The 17,197-nt window shown below is 32.4% G+C and carries 17 protein-coding genes; 5 read left to right on the plus strand and 12 right to left on the minus strand.

Annotated elements, in window-relative coordinates:
- Positions 1 to 66: 66 nt before the first annotated feature.
- From QZQ55_RS07830 to QZQ55_RS07840, 3 genes are all read right to left on the minus strand, one after another.
- Positions 67 to 2,583 (minus strand): translation factor GTPase family protein, encoded by a 2,517-nt coding sequence (locus QZQ55_RS07830; RefSeq protein WP_295091987.1) that lies wholly within the window; start codon positions 2,581 to 2,583, stop codon positions 67 to 69.
- Between the two features lie 52 nt (positions 2,584 to 2,635).
- Positions 2,636 to 3,451, minus strand: a complete 816-nt coding sequence (locus QZQ55_RS07835) for a Cof-type HAD-IIB family hydrolase (protein WP_295091990.1) — start codon at positions 3,449 to 3,451, stop codon at positions 2,636 to 2,638.
- Between the two features lie 154 nt (positions 3,452 to 3,605).
- Positions 3,606 to 4,970: an aminopeptidase gene (locus tag QZQ55_RS07840; RefSeq protein ID WP_117459098.1), complete on the minus strand. Its 1,365-nt coding sequence runs from the start codon at positions 4,968 to 4,970 to the stop codon at positions 3,606 to 3,608.
- 120 nt (positions 4,971 to 5,090) lie between these two features.
- Between QZQ55_RS07840 and QZQ55_RS07845 the strand changes: the two genes are divergently transcribed.
- The 4 genes from QZQ55_RS07845 to QZQ55_RS07860 all read left to right on the plus strand — a co-directional run bounded on the left by QZQ55_RS07845 (position 5,091) and on the right by QZQ55_RS07860 (position 8,272).
- Positions 5,091 to 5,930 (plus strand): MurR/RpiR family transcriptional regulator, encoded by an 840-nt coding sequence (locus QZQ55_RS07845; RefSeq protein WP_295091992.1) that lies wholly within the window; start codon positions 5,091 to 5,093, stop codon positions 5,928 to 5,930.
- 130 nt (positions 5,931 to 6,060) lie between these two features.
- The gene (locus tag QZQ55_RS07850) at positions 6,061 to 6,300 is read left to right on the plus strand and encodes a SemiSWEET transporter (protein ID WP_195920493.1); all 240 of its coding nucleotides are present in this window, start codon (positions 6,061 to 6,063) and stop codon (positions 6,298 to 6,300) included.
- Positions 6,301 to 6,310: 10 nt separating this feature from the next.
- Positions 6,311 to 7,741: a 6-phospho-beta-glucosidase gene (locus QZQ55_RS07855; RefSeq protein ID WP_295091994.1), complete on the plus strand. Its 1,431-nt coding sequence runs from the start codon at positions 6,311 to 6,313 to the stop codon at positions 7,739 to 7,741.
- Positions 7,742 to 7,762: 21 nt separating this feature from the next.
- Positions 7,763 to 8,272, plus strand: a complete 510-nt coding sequence (locus QZQ55_RS07860; RefSeq protein WP_295091997.1) for a pyridoxamine 5'-phosphate oxidase family protein — start codon at positions 7,763 to 7,765, stop codon at positions 8,270 to 8,272.
- Positions 8,273 to 8,316: 44 nt separating this feature from the next.
- Here the strand turns inward: QZQ55_RS07860 and QZQ55_RS07865 are convergent, their stop codons facing one another.
- Together QZQ55_RS07865 and QZQ55_RS07870 are read right to left on the minus strand one after the other, a co-directional pair.
- Entirely contained in the window at positions 8,317 to 9,474 is a 1,158-nt protein-coding gene (locus tag QZQ55_RS07865; RefSeq protein WP_270397912.1) for an MFS transporter, read from the minus strand.
- Positions 9,475 to 9,483: 9 nt separating this feature from the next.
- Positions 9,484 to 10,647, minus strand: a complete 1,164-nt coding sequence (locus QZQ55_RS07870; RefSeq protein ID WP_195920489.1) for an MFS transporter — start codon at positions 10,645 to 10,647, stop codon at positions 9,484 to 9,486.
- A gap of 52 nt (positions 10,648 to 10,699) precedes the next feature.
- On the opposite strand from QZQ55_RS07870, the gene QZQ55_RS07875 reads away from it, so the two are divergent.
- Positions 10,700 to 11,590, plus strand: coding sequence for a MurR/RpiR family transcriptional regulator (locus QZQ55_RS07875; protein WP_295091999.1), 891 nt, complete (start codon positions 10,700 to 10,702; stop codon positions 11,588 to 11,590).
- A 250-nt stretch (positions 11,591 to 11,840) separates the two neighbouring features.
- On the opposite strand, the gene QZQ55_RS07880 is transcribed toward QZQ55_RS07875, so the two are convergent.
- From QZQ55_RS07880 to ispD, 7 genes are all read right to left on the minus strand, one after another.
- The gene (locus QZQ55_RS07880) at positions 11,841 to 13,022 is read right to left on the minus strand and encodes an iron-containing alcohol dehydrogenase (RefSeq protein WP_295092001.1); all 1,182 of its coding nucleotides are present in this window, start codon (positions 13,020 to 13,022) and stop codon (positions 11,841 to 11,843) included.
- Between the two features lies 1 nt (position 13,023).
- Positions 13,024 to 13,860: an SDR family oxidoreductase gene (locus tag QZQ55_RS07885; RefSeq protein ID WP_270469412.1), complete on the minus strand. Its 837-nt coding sequence runs from the start codon at positions 13,858 to 13,860 to the stop codon at positions 13,024 to 13,026.
- A 101-nt stretch (positions 13,861 to 13,961) separates the two neighbouring features.
- Positions 13,962 to 14,849 (minus strand): LysR family transcriptional regulator, encoded by an 888-nt coding sequence (locus tag QZQ55_RS07890; RefSeq protein ID WP_295092003.1) that lies wholly within the window; start codon positions 14,847 to 14,849, stop codon positions 13,962 to 13,964.
- Between the two features lie 461 nt (positions 14,850 to 15,310).
- Positions 15,311 to 15,541, minus strand: a complete 231-nt coding sequence (gene rpsR / locus QZQ55_RS07895; protein WP_006505606.1) for a 30S ribosomal protein S18 — start codon at positions 15,539 to 15,541, stop codon at positions 15,311 to 15,313.
- 15 nt (positions 15,542 to 15,556) lie between these two features.
- A complete protein-coding gene (ssb, locus tag QZQ55_RS07900; RefSeq protein ID WP_295092006.1) occupies positions 15,557 to 16,045 on the minus strand; it encodes a single-stranded DNA-binding protein in 489 nt (162 codons plus the stop codon).
- 15 nt (positions 16,046 to 16,060) lie between these two features.
- Positions 16,061 to 16,351: a 30S ribosomal protein S6 gene (rpsF, locus tag QZQ55_RS07905; protein ID WP_055234257.1), complete on the minus strand. Its 291-nt coding sequence runs from the start codon at positions 16,349 to 16,351 to the stop codon at positions 16,061 to 16,063.
- A 134-nt stretch (positions 16,352 to 16,485) separates the two neighbouring features.
- Positions 16,486 to 17,118: a 2-C-methyl-D-erythritol 4-phosphate cytidylyltransferase gene (gene ispD, locus QZQ55_RS07910; RefSeq protein WP_363128273.1), complete on the minus strand. Its 633-nt coding sequence runs from the start codon at positions 17,116 to 17,118 to the stop codon at positions 16,486 to 16,488.
- Positions 17,119 to 17,197: the final 79 nt, after the last annotated feature.

Below are 17,197 nucleotides of genomic sequence, written 5' to 3' on the forward strand. Positions count from 1 at the left end.
ATCTCTGAAAGTTTTTTTGGACCATACGCATAGCGTATGGTTTTCTATATAATAAAAAAAGAAGTCCTAAGACTTCTTAAGATCCTCAAATGCGTAACTATGCATTTGGGGATTTTTTCTTTCAAATTCTTCTTTTTGAATTTTAGAACGAGAGATGACATCTTGAAGTAATTCTCTTGAAGAGATACGTGTAGCACCATGACCTAATACAATCTTCTGTTCAAGATTATCACTTGTTGCGACAACTAACCTGTATTGTCCTGCCATCTGTTTTGTGATGCTTTCAATATAAGCATCGGCTGTCTGTCCTTCTTTTGTATAAACGATTTCCATATCATGATACATTTGACTCTTGCCTTTATTCTGTGGCACCTTATAAGCATCAAAGACAAGGATCATATGACAGCCACGATAGCCTTTATAGCTCATTAATATATCAATAAGCTTATCTCTTGCGCTGCCTAGGTTCTCTTTCGCAAGTTCCTTGAGTTCATCCCAGGCAAAGATGACATTATATCCATCCACTATCAAATATTCATCTAATACCTGTACTGTATTAGAAGATACATGATCTTGTTTAGGTTTATAGTAGTCACTCGCAAGTTTTGTGTCTATTGGACCATAGGTACGTTCATATACTCTTTTAAGTTCTTCATCACTAATATGTACAGGATTATGCGTATAAGTATGTTCCTGTTTCATTGCACTATATAGAGGTAAATGCATCTTTTCTCTTACCTCATCATAAGGAACATAATATCCTGCACCATGTGAACAGAAGATAGAACCTGTAGGATTATCTAAATCTGATTCACTATCGTAATCACATTTAGTCATCACTTCTTCCTGATTTTCTACTGGTGCATAGAATGTATCTAAGAAGAAAAGCTGTCCTTTTCCTTTTGTGGAAGTCAAAAGTTCTTTTTGATAATGAGTGAGGAATAAGACGGGGGCTTCTCCGTGAAGTGTTGTTGTATCATTATTCTCATTCACTACAGTAGGTGTAGGATAGTCTTCTAAAGCATAGTAAACCTTACTCAAAGCTTCTGTAGGAATGACTAATTCATATTTATAATATGGCTCTAAAATAACTGATTCAGTCATTTTTAAACCTTGTCTAATAGCACGATAAGTGGCTTCTCTGAAGTCTCCTCCTTCTGTATGTTTTAAGTGAGCTTTACCACCTAGAAGTGTGATTTTCATATCTGTAATAGGAGAACCTGTGAGTACACCTAAGTGTTCTTTTTCCTGTAAATGTGTCATGATGAGATTCTGATATCTCTCTTCTAAGTTATTCTGACATTGATTATCAAAGACAAGTCCTGATCCTTGAGGAAGTGGTTCTAAGTAGAGATGGACTTCACTATAGTGTCGTAGTGGTTCAAAGTGTCCTACCCCTTCTACTGGTTCTTTGATTGTTTCTAGATAAGCGACATCTCCTTCATCCACAGTGATCTCTTCATTAAAACGATCTTTCATTAATTGTTTAAGAATATCTATCTGAACTTCTCCCATTAAAGAAACCTGAGCATGATAGTCAAAGAGTTTTAAATGAAGTAATGGTTCTTCTTCACCTAATACTTTTAAAGAAGAGAAAAAGTGGTTGATATCTGCTTCTTTGGACGGTTGAATTGAATATAACATGGAAGGTCTAAGTGTTGAATGAATGACATGACCTGATCCTATATAATCTCCTGCCTGAAGTTTCTTGATACCTGTTAAGGCAACTATATTATGCTGAGATGCTTCTTCTACAAGAGTATAGTGATTACCTTGATAAACTCGTATTTGATGAATCTTCTCATCATGGATTGTATCACGTACATGAAGACTACCGCCTGTCATCTTAATAAAGGCAAGTCGTTCTCCTCTATCATCTCTCGTAATTTTAAAGACCTGCGCAGATAATTCTTTCTGTGGTTCTTTTTCTAATGTATAACGGTCTAGTGCATCTAATAGTTCTTTAACTCCCTGATTTTTTAGTGCACTGCCAAAATAGAGTGGATAAAGATGTCTATTAGAAATAGCCTTTGCGATAGATGTATCTTTTAAAGTACCTGTTTCTAGATATTCTTCTATCATCTCTTCATCAAGTGCTGCAATCTCTTCTTCAGAAGAACTCATATCCACAATATGAGGAGATAACTGCGATAAAGAGTCCAATAGTTCTTCTTTTGTATAATGTGTTAAATCCATCTTATTCACAAAGATAAAGGCAGGAACATGATAGTGTTCTAATAGGTTCCAGATAGTTTTCGTATGTGCCTGTACACCATCTAACCCATTAATAATCACAATCGCATAATCTAGAACACTTAATGCACGTTCCATTTCCCCACTAAAGTCTGCATGACCTGGTGTATCAATAAATGTGAAATGGTTATTCTTATAATCAAGAGAAGAAACCTTAGAGAAGATAGTAATCCCTCGTTCTCTTTCTTGTGTATTATAGTCAAGAAATGTATCTTTATGGTCTACACGACCTTGATGTTTAATTGTCCCTGTTGTATAGAGTAATGACTCACTTAATGTGGTTTTACCTGCATCAACATGAGCCACCATTCCAAGTGTTAATTGTTTCATTAAATCACCTCTTGATTATTGTATCATAGATTAATCAAAAAACACCTTGGTTTTAATCAAGGTGTAAAACGTACTTCTCTATATAATTACCAATACCATCATGATCATTATCATCTGTGATATAATCAGCCACACTCTTTGTCTTTTCACTACCATTGGCCATTACAACACCAATACCTGCATTAAGTGTCATATCATAGTCATTATCTGCATCACCAAATGTAAGTATATCTTTGAGATCGATATCATGAAGTTTAAGTATTTCTATAAGTCCTGCTGTTTTAGAGATACGTGGATCCATATATTCATAGAGTTCACTTGCAGTTTTAAGTGATGCTGATTTAAACTTATCACTCTTGAATGTTTGTGAACGTTCAATAATTCTATCCATATAATCAGGTTTACAAATAATCATAAGCTTCGGTTTTGGTTCAGTTAAATATTCATCGTAATTCACAACTTTATAAGGGATATGATCTGCTTCTGATAAAAATTGGATATGTTCATCATCTTTTGGTGCATATAATATACCATTTTCTGTAATCGCAAAGTTACAATCCATATCTTTAAAGTGTTCAATAATTTCTTTAATAGATTCACCATCTAATGGATACTGTGATTTAGATATATTAAGTGTATAATCATAGATTTCAGCACCACCTGTACCTACAATTAGATCAACTAAGCCTTCAATATGCCAATCCTTTAAGAATGTCTGAATACTATTTACATCTCTTCCTGTAGATAAGCCAAAGAGTATTCCTTCTTCTCTTGCTTTCTTGATCATCTCTACTGTCTTGTCTGTGACATATCCTTTACTTGATAGAAGTGTACCATCTATATCACACATAATTGCTTTAATAGTCATTATTTTATTCCTCCTTAATTCATAGCATAATGAATGATAGTGATGTTTTCAATTAACAAGGTGTATTTAGGAATTATTTTTCAATACTCGCTATATCAGAAATCTAATTTAGGATTATTTTTACAAACAAAAAGCCCACCGTAGTGGACTTTCATTATGCATTCTTTAAGAATGCTTTATAAGCTTGATATGTTTCATATACGTCTACTTTAGATACGATTTCCATTGGAGCATGCATATTTAATACCGCAATACCTGCGTCAATAACATCCATGTTGTAGTTTCCTAGGATATAAGCAATAGTGCCTCCTCCACCTAGGTCTACCTTACCAAGTTCAGCTGTCTGATAATGGATATTTGATTCATCCATCACAGCACGAATTCTCGCAACATATTCTGCAGAAGCATCATTACTTCCACTCTTACCTCTTGCACCTGTATATTTATTAAATACAATACCATTACCTAAATAAGCAGCGTTCTTCTTATCATTTACACTTACAAATAATGGATCTACACCAGCAGACACATCACTTGAAAGCATCTTTGATCTAGATAAAGTAAGTCTTGTCTGTACAAAACTATCAATACCCATCTTCACTAACATTTCACCCACTGTATTTTCAAAGAATAAAGACTGTGCCCCTGTAGCACCTACTGAACCGATTTCTTCTTTATCTACAAGAATAGTACAGCATGTATAGTCACATACATCCATATCAAGAATTGCAGTTAAAGATGTATAGGCACATACTCTATCATCATGACCATAACCAGCAATCATTGAACGATCTAAACCATAATCTCTTGCTTTACCACTTGGTACAACTTCAATTTCAGCTGATACAAAATCTTCTTCTTCGATGTCATATTTATCTTTTAATAGCTTTAAGATATTGGCCTTCACAGCATCTTTTTCTTCACCTACTAATGGCATATTACCTAAAGTAACATCAAGGTTTTCACCTTCAATCACTTTAGCTGCTTTCTTATCTAACTGTTCTGCAGCTAAGTGAATAAGTAAATCAGAGATACCTACTACTGGATCATTATCATCTTCACCAATGACTACATCTACTACAGTACCATCTTTCTTTGCAACAACACCATATAATGATAAAGGAATAGTCACCCACTGGTATTTCTTTACACCACCATAATAGTGTGTATCAGCTAATACGAATCCTTCTGATTCATATAATGGATTCTGTTTTAAGTCCATTCTAGGAGAGTCAATATGAGCGCCTAAGATTCTCATACCTTCTGTAAGTGGCTTATTACCAATCACAAATAAAGCAATATTCTTATCTCTGTTGTTGACATAAACCTTATCACCTGGCTTAAGTGTTTCAAAAGAGTCTAATGGCTTGAATCCTTTTTCTTTGGCTAAACGAATAGAGTCTTTAACACAAGCACGTTCTGTTTTGTTTTTTGAAATATAATCTTTATAACCTTCATTATATTCCATGACTTCATTGAGATTGTCCTTATACTTTTCCCATGTATTTTTTGCGTACATTTTCTAACCTCTTTTCTTTATATCTCTACAACAGTATACCATGCTAAATAAATAAAGATAGTGTTATGAACTGTTTGCATCATAATTCTATATTTTGGTAGAATGAGGTGAGGTGATAGTATGCATCCTACGATTCTAGAACAGTTTAAAAAAGATTTTAAACTCAATGAAAATGATTTATTTATCATACAGTATATTATTGAACATAGTGAAGAGATTACATCTTATTCATCACATCAGCTTGCGAAAGAGACTTACAGCAGCCCTACTGCAATCATTCGTTTAGTAAAGAAGATTGGCTTTAAAAACTATAGTGACTTTAAGTTAAGTATCCATAGCCTGCTCAATAAATATACACTATCCAATATGCGTATTATGTCTAATGAAGATCTGTATACTATTAAGAATAAACTTGCGGAAATAGAAACAGGCATTATCAACCAGACAAAGGAACATTTAAATTCAAATGTGTTTAATGAAGTTATGACTATGATTTCTAGAAATAAGTATATTGATATTATTGCGAATGATGCGAATGCAGCTATTAGTGAGTATGGAAGTCATATATTATCAAGTGTGAATAAGTTTGTGAATGTATATCATAATGGAAATAGACAGCTCTGGTTCAGTTTGAATGTCACAAGTGATCATACAGTGATTCTTATAAGTAAGTTCGGTAAGACAAGACACTTATTGAATATCGCGGATACTCTCAAACAAAGACATATTCCTTTTATCGTGATTACAACGGATGATACAAATGATTTAGCTCATAAAACACCTTATGTGTTATATGGAATCAATCATGGAGAACTTGATAACCTCAAAGATATGATTTTCTATATTTCTTTGAAATATATCTTTGATTTAATCTACACTGCCTTATTCTCATATGATTATAAACAGGCAAAAGAAGTAGATGATTTATATGCGAAAATCTATTATTCAGAGAATGAATGATGTCACACTGTGACATCATTCTTTTATATTTTAAAGAGTTTTTGTCACACTATTCCGGTCATTCCTTGAAATATTGATTACTATTTTGAGATACATTATCTTAGAGTCATAGAAGAGAGGAGGACTAAAAATGGTTGGAACTATCGCAGCAATTCTTACTACTATCTCATTCATACCACAGGCTTATCAGGTTATTAAGACAAAGGATACTTCTGGTATTTCACTAGGTATGTATATTGCCTTTGTATTAGGTGTATTCTTATGGATCATTCATGGTATCAAGATTCAGGATATGAACTTAATTGGTGCAAATGCGATTACTTTTGTATTTGCTTCTATTATCTTAACTTACAAAATTAAATATAAATAAGGAGACCAATATGTTAAACAAAGACTTTTTATGGGGTGGCGCTTTAGCTGCTCATCAATTTGAAGGTGGTGTACTAGATACTACTAAAGGTTTAAGTGTTGCAGATGTAATGACTGCAGGTGCTCATGGTGTGCCTAGAGAAATTACTGATGGCGTGATCGAAGGAAAGTATTATCCTAATCATATTGGAATTGATTTCTATCATCATTATAAAGAGGACATTGCGATGTTTGCAGATATGGGCTTTAAGTGTTTTAGAACATCTATTGCCTGGACAAGAATCTTCCCATTAGGTGATGAAGAACAGCCTGATGAAGAAGGATTACAGTTCTATGATGATGTATTTGATGAATTATTAAAATATGGTATTGAACCAGTTATCACATTATCTCACTTTGAAATGCCTTATCATCTTGCCAAAGAATATGGCGGATTCATGAACAGAAAAACAGTCGATTTCTTTGTGAAGTTTGCTGAAGTATGCTTTAAAAGATACAAAAATAAAGTAAAGTACTGGATGACTTTCAATGAAATCAATAACCAGATGAACTTTGTGAATGATATTTATGGCTGGACAAATAGTGGTGCTCATTTTGGAAATTATAATAATCCAGAAGAAGCCATGTATCAGTGTGCACATCATACTTTAGTAGCAAGCGCAAAGGCAGTTAAGATTGGTAAAGAGATTAATCCTGATTTCTTAATTGGGAATATGATTTCTATGGTTCCTTTCTATCCTTATAGCTGTTCTCCTAAGGATCAGTTATTAGCACAGCAGTTAATGCATGATCGTTTCTTCTTTAGTGATGTGCAGTGTCGTGGACATTATCCTGCTTATGCATTAAAGATGTTTGAAAGAAAAAGGTTTAATATTAATATTACTGATGAAGATAAAAAAGCTTTATCAGAAGGTACTGTGGATTATATTGGATTTAGTTATTATATGTCTAATACAGTTAATTCTAATTCTATCAGGGATGTTTCTACTACTACAGATGGTTCTAGTGAACATTCTGTTAAGAATCCATATATCAAAGAAACTGACTGGGGATGGGCTGTTGATCCTGAAGGTTTAAGATATGTATTGAATCAATTCTATGAAAGATATGAACTACCAATGTTTATTGTAGAGAATGGTTTTGGTGCTATTGATAAGAAAGAAGAAGATGGCAGTTGTCATGATTCCTATCGTATTGATTATTTAAGAGCACATATTGAGCAGATGAAAAAAGCTGTAGAAGAAGATGGAGTCAATTTAATGGGTTATACACCTTGGGGTTGTATTGACTGTATTTCTTTTACTACAGGTGAAATGAAGAAGCGTTATGGCTTTATTTATGTGGATAGAGATAATGAAGGAAATGGTACATTAGAAAGAAGCAAGAAAGATTCTTATGAATGGTACAAAAAAGTGATTGCATCTAATGGTGAAGTATTATAATTGAATAAAGAGGTGTTAGTGATGAGACGAAAAGATAGAGAAATAACTGACTTTGATGAAATGATGAAAATCATTACGAAATGTGATACATGCAGAGTTGCGATGTTTGATGAAACATTCCCTTATATCGTTCCTCTTAACTTTGGAACTGATTTAGAGGATGATCAATTATATTTATATTTTCATGGTGCAAAGATTGGTAAGAAGATTGATCTTATGAGAAAGAATAAGAATGTTTCTTTTGAGATGGATTGTGAACACAACATTATATTGTATGATGAAAGAATGTCCTGTACTATGGGATATGAGAGTGTGATTGGTTATGGTGAAGTTGAGTTCTTAAGTGAAGAAGAGAAAATGCATGGGTTAAAGGTATTAATGCGTCATTATCATGAAGAAGACTTCAAATTCAATACAAAGATGATTGGGGCTATTGAAGTATTTAGAATTAAAGTATTAAGTATGACTGGAAAAAAGAGAGATAATATTCATCCAGAAGAAAAAGTAAAGAGACATATTTCACTAGACTAGTATCAAAAAAGGTTATTCAAGCGCGAATAACCTTTTAATATATTTTAATTGAATATTTTTCGATCTTTTCCTGAAGGTACTTTAAATAGGAATACAAGGATAAAACCAATCGCAATAATAATGCTGGATAAAGCAAACAAGACTTGATAAGAAGAAACATCTAAGATTTGTCCAGCAATATTTTGGAAAATAATTGAACTTAAGTTTCTTAATGTTTGAACAAATGCGAGTGCTGTAATTTGATGTTCCTGCGGCACAAGTGTATTAACAACTTTTAAGTTAATCATAATAAACAACATACCTGATGGATGCTTTGTGACTAAAGTGACAAAAACTTTAAGGGGTAACCAAACATTGAAGGCATAACATAAGAACTGTATAGAAATCATTGTATAAGCAATAATAAGTAGCTTCTTATTAGAAAGTTTATCCATAAATTTATGTGAGAATAAAACAAGTGGTGCTTCACATATGACCGCAAATGACAAGATTGTAGAAACAATGTTTACTGGTAAACCATCATTTTGAAACATGGCAGGAATATATGTATTTGCCATATTTGTAATACCTTGGAAAACAGACGCAATGACTAAATAATACAAATATTTATGATTATGAAAAAGAGTGCTCGTTTTGGTTTTTTCTTCTTTTTCTTGAGCTAAATCATCTGGTGTTTCTGTTCCGAGTAAACCAATAATACAAAGAGTCATTGTGATAATGAAACAAACAAAGATGGCCGATGGTGAAATACATTGATAGATCATTCCTGCAAGCCATGATCCAATCGCATAACCAATTGTTCCCCATATTCTTATCTTTCCATATTGATAAGGTGATGAAGAAGCAATTTTTTCCATAACTGGGGTTGTCCCATTAATTAAAGTTAATACAAAACTATAACCAATAATAATCGCAATTAAACTATCTGCAAACATAAAGGCCAATCCACCTAAAGCAGCTAATCCAAATAAAACAAAGTTTACTTTCTTAACATCAAAGCAATCACTTAACATACCAATGACAGGTTGAAATATCATAGATGTTAGAAAAGAAGTAGAAACAACAAGTGAAACTTCACTCGCTTTAAAACCTTTATCTAATAGATAAACTGAGATTAAAGCTGAAAATACGGCCCATGATAAATAATAGAAATTATACATGAGAAAATAACTTAAATAACTGTTTTTATAACGTTTTAACATAAAACCCTCCTAGTGAAATACTTTTAACTCTTTATTTGTTGGTACGTTAAAGAAGAAAACAAGAATCATTCCAATAATACTGCCAATAAATAATACAAAATAAAACATTTGATAACCAGTAAAATCAATCAAATATCCTGCTGACATCTGAAATAAAATCGATGAAAAACTTTTACAGGCAGAAACAAGTGATAACGCACTATTTTGTCTGGCATTATCAACAATTGTTGAAATGATTTTTAAATTGATCATAACAAAAGCCATAGTTGCGACGGTTTTCGTAAGAAATACAATAATAATTTGAAGAATGACTGATGAGATAAAACTAAAAGTAAAGAACTGTATAACTAGTAAAATAAAACAACTCATTAATAATTGTTTATTAGTAAAACGATTCATATAGAAACGTGATAATAGAATAACAGGTACCTCTGATAAAGTAGAAACAAAGATAACATTAGAAACATAATTTATTGGTAAACCACTTTGTTTTAACATCGCAGGTAAATAAAGATGATGCACATTGGTAACACCATAAAATAAACAAACAATAATCAAGTAAAATGGAATATGCTTGATTTTAAATACAGATGTCATTGAGACTTTTTCTACTATTTTTTCTATAGGTGGTAAAATACTATGTGTTCCTAAAATACCAATGACACATAATAATTCTCCTATTGCGAAGAAAATATAAAGACTATAAGGTCCTATATTTTTATAAATTAATCCAGCTATGATTGTAGCTACTGCATAACCAATTGTTGCCCAAACACGAATCGAACCATATTTAAATCTTGATAGTATAGCCATTCTCTCAATAATTGGATTTGTTCCATTGGTGATTGCTAGAACTAAGCTATAAGCAACAGTAATCAAATAAATATTCTTTAAAAAAATAAAGATAATTCCTAGCATTCCTGCAGCCAGCAATAAGATACTATTAACATATCTTGATTCATATTGATCATTAAGTTTTCCAATAAAGGGCTGAACAATGACGGATAATATATAAGAACAAGAAACAACAAAACTTACTTGCGAAGCACTGTATCCTTGATCCATTAAATAAACTGAAATAAATCCTGAAAAGAATGCTAGACTAAAGAAAAAGAAAAAGTACATTAAGAAATAGCTTAAATAACTGTCATGATAATGCTTTAAAAATCTCATTTTTTACTCCTTTTAATTTTTTTCTTATATAATGAAAGAGAGAGGTACTAATATGCTTTTACAAGAAAAAATGAAACAAAATATCTTTTCCTATAATGAACAAACAATTATTCATTTTATTTTAGAAAAACAAGAACAAATCAAAAATTATTCTACAAAAATGATTGGTGATGAAACCTATACAGCCCCTTCTACTGTTATTCGTATTGCTCATAAATTAGGTTTTCAAGGATGGTCTGATTTTAAAGAAGCATTTCTCGATGAAGTGATTTATTTAAATAGTCACTTCCAAGAAATAGATTCTAATTATCCTTTTACAAGTCAAGATACAATAATGCAGATTGCACATAAAATAATCCAATTACATATAGAAAGTGCAAATGATACTGCTTCTTTAATTCATCACGATACTTTACAAAACGCTGTTCAAATTCTAAGAAAAGCGAGTGTTGTTAAAGTATTTGCTGTCGCAAATTTAAACTTCATTGGTGAAGAGTTTGTTTTCAAATTAAATCGTATTCATAAGAGAGCTTATATTGAACCTATACAGGATAATCAATTTCAAGATGCTATTATGACTACAAGTGATGAGTGTGCTATTTGTTTATCTTATTCAGGAGAAACACCAACTCTTTTAAAAACAGCTCATTTTTTAAAGGAAAATAAAGTTTCGATTATTGCGATTACGAGTCTTGGTAAAAATAGCTTATCTGATCTAGCAACAGTATCATTAAATATTTCTACTCGAGAGAAATCATTTTCTAAAATAGCTGGATTTACTTCTTTAGAATCCATGAATATTATTTTAAATATTCTTTATTCATGCTTATTTTCTCTAAACTATCAAGAGAATCTAGATTATAAGATTGATGTTGCAAAAAGAGTGGAACTTAATCGTGAAATAGATAATGAAATAATTGAAGAACATCTTAAAAAAGATTAGTTCTTCTTTTTTATGACTACCCGTATAACTTTTACCTTGACTGTATTTTTAAACCAACACACATTTATTAGTTTATTAATTTTAAAAGGTTTTGGAATATAAAAAAATGTAAATGAAAAGCCATTTACATTTTCTAATTTATTATTCAATTTTTTGTAAATAGAATTTACATTCTCAATACTTAACGCTCAGTTCAAGAAAAATAGTCTAGGTTGATTATTAATAGTTACTAGATGTAAGTCTTCTTTGATTATAAACACATCTTATAGATGTTTAAACAGTCTTCCTGCGTTAAAGGACGATAGGCCATTGGCAATGAATCTTGTCCATAACATGCTTTTACTTTTAATTCATCTAAGTCTATATCTGTGATGTTTAATTCACTTAGTGTTACAGGCAAATGAAGTTCAACTTTAATAAAGTTTTGTAATGCAGCGATTCCTGCAAGAGCATTGTCCATGTCATTACCTAAATCTTTTATACCCATGACATTCATTCCAAAACGGGCAAAGTCATTTGCTACAGTTTCATCTTTATTCAGTAAATATGTCATCCATTTAGGTGTAATAATCGCAAGTCCTTTACCATGAGTCATATCATATGTAGAAGAGAATTGTTCGAGAGCATGTAATTGTGCCTGTGTTTTATATCCTGATGTACAGAAACTATTTAATGCCCATGAAGCAGCCCATAATAGTGTTGCTCTTGCTGTATAGTTATCTGGTTCTTTCAATGCGATTGGTAGTTGTTCACGTATTGTTTTTAGTAAGGTTTCAACCACATTAAACTGAAGTGGATACTTATCACTGTTCACAAAATAATTCATATCAAATAGATGTGCCATGATATCAAATCCACCACATGCTGTTTGATATGATGAAACAGTGAATGTATTCGTAGGATCTAAAAAGGCTGCTTTAGGTCTTAAAATATCTCCATTAATACCACTTTTTACATTCTTGTCTACATTCGCAATAACACATGATTTATCCATTTCACTACCTGTTGAGGCAATAGTAGGCATTGCGATAACAGGTAGAGCATCCTTCCAAGATACTTTCTTTTCTACTAAATCCCAGAAATCATCTGTATCTGTAAGTGTTAAAGCAGCAATTGCTTTAGATGCATCAATAGTAGATCCTCCACCTGCTGCAAGAATAACTGAAATATTGTATTCTCTACAGATCTGTGCTCCTTTATTCACTGTAGTATGTCTTGGATTCGGTTCTACACCAGATAATTCATATACGTTAATATCATGTTCCTTTAATTCATTCATAACTCTATCATAGAGCCCTATTTTCTTGATAGATCCTCCACCATATACGACTAAAACATTCTTTCCGTGCTTTAATACTTCTTCATGTAAATGACCTAATTGGTCTTTACCAAAATATACTTTTGTAGTGTTTTGAAACTGAAAATCATTCATTTTATTTTCCTCCTTCTGGTTTTAAAGGTCCATAATAATATGATGCTGTTGCACCACCATCCATTAAGAAAGTAGATCCAGTAATAAAAGCACCCTTATCACTCATTAATAATTCAGCAACATTTGCTACTTCATCTGCTGTTCCTGGTCTACCAGCTGGACATTTTAAGAACATGTTTTTATAGAAATCTCCTCTTGGTCCATTGAATTCATCAATTGCGAGAGGTGTCACTATAATTCCTGGTGCAATCGCATTGATTCTTGCTCCACGTTGACCCCATTTAACAGATTCAGCCATGACACGTTTTTCATTACATCTTTTTGCTAATTGATAAGCGTGTAATGTATCATTAATATTTTCAGGTTGTAAAATATCTAAATCTAATAATTCTTCAGTTGGTGTACAAGCAAGTTGTTCATCTTCCAAAGCTGTAAGTTGTTTCATACGAAAACCTGATTGACTTGAAATTGTAATACCAACGCCACCTTCTTCAATCACTTTTCCTACTTCTTCTAATAAAACAGCTGTTCCATAAAGATCTACTCTTAAAATAGATTCAATAGGTGCCTGTGAAGGTGAAACACCAGCACCATTCACCAACATTTTGATTTTTCCAAAGCTTTTAGCTGTTTCAATCGTTTTTAGAATATCTTCTCTACTTGATAAATCAACTTTCATGATATCAACATCAAATCCTGCATCAATCATTGTTTTTTGAATATTCTTCGCATTTTCTATATTTTTGTCACCTAAAATAATTTTCTTACCAGCGCCCATTCTTCTCATAATAGCCATACTAATTTGACCAGCACCAACAACAATCATAACTTCTTTCATTACTTCTTTACCTGCCCTTTCTATATAAAAGCTTCTACCTCCATATAATAAAAAAAATAAGGAATTGAAACAATTTCAATTCCTTATCATCTTCATAAGTTTTACTTATGTAATAGATCTTTATATATTTGCACAAACTCTTCTATGTAATAATTCGTATTCTCTTTAGACCAACAGGCAAAGTAGTTTCTTTGAATAGGTTTACCCTTATAATGTAGTCTTATTCTTTTTATACCTTCCATCGGTTCAACCAAGTCCCCTATGTGATCAACAGGTAGATAACCTCTTTGACTTACAACCATTAAACGTGCCTGTTCTAATGAATCAGCATATAAAAATCTTCTTGATATATTCAATGTTTTTTCATAGAATTCTCTTTCTGAATCTTCTTTTCCTTTAGACACAACAAGAATACATGACATATTTTTTAAGTCTTCTGTTGTTACGATATCTTTTTGAGATAAGGGGTTCATGGATGATATTTCTACAAAGCATTCACTATGCTTTAAATCATAGTTATAGTAGTTCTCATTGAAAGTTCTTCTTTGTTCACTTATTTTCATATCTATATGATGTTCTATAAGCTGTTCAAATAATTCTTCATGTGTTCCACTTATTACAGAGATATTCACATCAGGATAGAGACGATTGAATTCAACAATAGCTAGATGAAGTTTGATTGTACTAAAGTTCTTAGGATAACCAATAGTCAAATTTAATTCCTGGTCTTCTCCTCTTCTTATTGTTTCTTCTTTGAAATCTTCTATTTCATCTAGAATTACTTTGCCATGTCTATAGAAATACTCACCTGCAGGTGTTAAAGAAAACTGACGTTTGTTTCCTTCAAATAGACGAATACCTAGTTCTTTTTCTAATGATTTGATTTGTTGAGAAATAGCAGATTGTGATATATAACATTGTTCAGCTGCCTCTGTAAAGCTATGACAATCAACAACTGTAATGAAATATTTCATTTGTTTAAGTAACATAAAATCACCTCTTAGTACTATCGTACTGTATTTCAGAGATTTAAGATAGATGATTTCGACTTAATTTCGACTAAAATTATTCGTTTAACATCCATCTCGTTCTATCACTATCACTGGTCATAATTATATTTTCTTTAATGAAGCCAATACACGCATATCTCAAGTTAGAAAAGGTAAGAATCTGACAATCCTTACCTTTTCGTTTGATGTCTTTTGATTTCCAATTTACAAATAGAATATAACACTTAAATTTGAGATGATACTTAAAAAGCATTCCCAAAGCGTTCCACGGAACACTTTTAACAGATGTTCATTGTGACCCCCAAAAAACTTACATAAGTCGGAGTGGTTCACTTAATTAACAGCAGTATTATCTCTTATCGTTAGATTATTCAATATAGTATCAAAAATCCTCAACAAACAAAAAAACCTTGATTTACATCAAGGTTCATAGATTAGAATTATTCACCAACGTATGGTAATAAAGCCATCTGTCTTGCTCTCTTGATTGCTCTAGCAAGTTTTCTCTGATACTTAGCGCTTGTACCAGTTACACGTCTTGGGATGATTTTACCGTTAGCTGAGATAAATCTCTTTAAAAGTTCAACATCTTTATAATCAATGTAATCAATCTTGTTTTTAGTGAAGTAGCAAACTTTTCTTCTACCCATTCTCTGTCTTCTGAAAGCCATTGTTGTTTCCTCCTGTTAGAATTGAATATCGTCTTCCATGATATCATATGAATTCACTGAATCATCAAAATCCTTATCTAGATCCACTGTCTTCATATCATAGAAGTCATTGTTGTTTTGTTTAGGCTGCTGAGTCATTGTAGGCTGCTGCATCATTGGTGCACTCTGCTGATTTCTTTCTCTCTGTGCTCTTGTTTCCAAGAACTGAACTGAATCAGCGACAACCTCTGTTACATAAACTCTCTGGCCCTGATTGTTGTCGTAACTACGAGTCTGTATACGACCATCGACTGATACAAGTGAACCCTTGCTGCAATACTGAGCAACATTTTCAGCAGGTTTTCTCCATACAACACAGTTGATGAAATCAGCTTCCTGACCATCTCTTGTTGAGAAGTTACGATCAACTGCTAAAGTAAAACTTGTAACAGCTGTACCATTTCCTGTTCTTCTTAATTCAGGATCTCTTGTAAGTCTTCCGACTAATGCGACACGGTTAAGCATTCGCCCTCACCTCTCTTAGTCTCTTCTTAAAGTTAAGTGACGTAATACGCTTGGGTTGATACGTGATAAACGTTCGAATTCAGCGATTGCTTCTGGAGTTGTATGAGTATCGATTACTACATATAATCCCTTAGTATAATCTTTGATTTCATAAGCTAATTCACGTAAGCCTAACTTTTCAGTGTCAACGTTGTCAACAACACCTTCACCTTCAGTTAAGATTGCTTTAAAACCATCTAATACTGCAGTCTTTGCATCATCTTCTAAGTCAGGTTTTAAAATCATCATAATTTCATACTTGTTCATTTTTTTTACCTCCTTTGGTCTTAACGGTCTAGAATACTTCTAGACAGGCAGTAATATTTTACATGCTCGTTCATACTATCACAAGAAAATCAAAAAAGCAATGGTAAATCGAAGTTTTTTTACTTATTTCGGGCTTATTTCAGATCTTCTTTTGTAGTGATTTTGATATTATCATAATCACCTTCTACAACATAGACATCTTTACCCTGTAATTCTAACATAGAAGCATCATCTGTTGCCTGGATATTATTTTCAAGAGCTTCTTTATACGCATTTCTAATAAGAACTGTATCAAAAGCCTGTGGTGTCTGGGCCTGCATCAATTCAGAACGAATGAGTGTTTCTACTACTTTACCATCCTTGACACGCTTGATTGTATCTTTACATGGGACCATCGCAAGAACGGCTTTATGTTCTTCCATACCTACTACTAAACGATCTAATAGATCCTTTTTCACAAAAGGTCTTGCACCATCATGAATCATCACATAATCACTTGTGACATGCTTCAGTCCTTCATAAACAGAATCCTGTCTTTCTTTTCCACCTTCTACAAACTTCATACATTTTTTATTTAATAATTTCTTGAAATGTGACTGTTCTTCCTTCTTACATACAATAATAATTTCTTCACATCTTTTATCATGTAAAAAGACATTCACTGTCTTTTCATAAACAGTTTCTCCCTGTAATTGATAGAACATCTTGTTGTAGCCAAGACCTGTTCTCTTGCCACTTCCTGCACATAGAATAATTGCGCTATACATCATGAATCACCTCTCTATCATTATAATAGGGTAGACGAGAAAAAGTGTCAATTCTAGGAAAAATCACTAATTCTGCGCC

The organism is uncultured Catenibacterium sp. (genome assembly GCF_900540665.1).
Classification (GTDB): Bacteria; Bacillota_I; Bacilli_A; order Erysipelotrichales; family Coprobacillaceae; genus Catenibacterium.

Bases quoted from the DNA above. Each gene is read 5' to 3' on its own strand.
- QZQ55_RS07850 (WP_195920493.1), top strand. From the start codon at position 6,061: ATGGTTGGAACTATCGCAGCAATTCTTACTACTATCTCATTCATACCA.
- QZQ55_RS07840 (WP_117459098.1), bottom strand. From the start codon at position 4,970: ATGTACGCAAAAAATACATGGGAAAAGTATAAGGACAATCTCAATGAA.
- QZQ55_RS07865 (WP_270397912.1), bottom strand. From the start codon at position 9,474: ATGTTAAAACGTTATAAAAACAGTTATTTAAGTTATTTTCTCATGTAT.
- rpsF (WP_055234257.1), bottom strand. From the start codon at position 16,351: ATGAACAAGTATGAAATTATGATGATTTTAAAACCTGACTTAGAAGAT.
- QZQ55_RS07885 (WP_270469412.1), bottom strand. From the start codon at position 13,860: ATGAAAGAAGTTATGATTGTTGTTGGTGCTGGTCAAATTAGTATGGCT.
- QZQ55_RS07860 (WP_295091997.1), top strand. From the start codon at position 7,763: ATGAGACGAAAAGATAGAGAAATAACTGACTTTGATGAAATGATGAAA.
- QZQ55_RS07890 (WP_295092003.1), bottom strand. From the start codon at position 14,849: ATGTTACTTAAACAAATGAAATATTTCATTACAGTTGTTGATTGTCAT.
- QZQ55_RS07870 (WP_195920489.1), bottom strand. From the start codon at position 10,647: ATGAGATTTTTAAAGCATTATCATGACAGTTATTTAAGCTATTTCTTA.
- ispD (WP_363128273.1), bottom strand. From the start codon at position 17,118: ATGTATAGCGCAATTATTCTATGTGCAGGAAGTGGCAAGAGAACAGGT.
- QZQ55_RS07835 (WP_295091990.1), bottom strand. From the start codon at position 3,451: ATGACTATTAAAGCAATTATGTGTGATATAGATGGTACACTTCTATCA.
- QZQ55_RS07845 (WP_295091992.1), top strand. From the start codon at position 5,091: ATGCATCCTACGATTCTAGAACAGTTTAAAAAAGATTTTAAACTCAAT.
- rpsR (WP_006505606.1), bottom strand. From the start codon at position 15,541: ATGGCTTTCAGAAGACAGAGAATGGGTAGAAGAAAAGTTTGCTACTTC.
- QZQ55_RS07830 (WP_295091987.1), bottom strand. From the start codon at position 2,583: ATGAAACAATTAACACTTGGAATGGTGGCTCATGTTGATGCAGGTAAA.
- QZQ55_RS07880 (WP_295092001.1), bottom strand. From the start codon at position 13,022: ATGAATGATTTTCAGTTTCAAAACACTACAAAAGTATATTTTGGTAAA.
- QZQ55_RS07855 (WP_295091994.1), top strand. From the start codon at position 6,311: ATGTTAAACAAAGACTTTTTATGGGGTGGCGCTTTAGCTGCTCATCAA.
- ssb (WP_295092006.1), bottom strand. From the start codon at position 16,045: ATGCTTAACCGTGTCGCATTAGTCGGAAGACTTACAAGAGATCCTGAA.
- QZQ55_RS07875 (WP_295091999.1), top strand. From the start codon at position 10,700: ATGCTTTTACAAGAAAAAATGAAACAAAATATCTTTTCCTATAATGAA.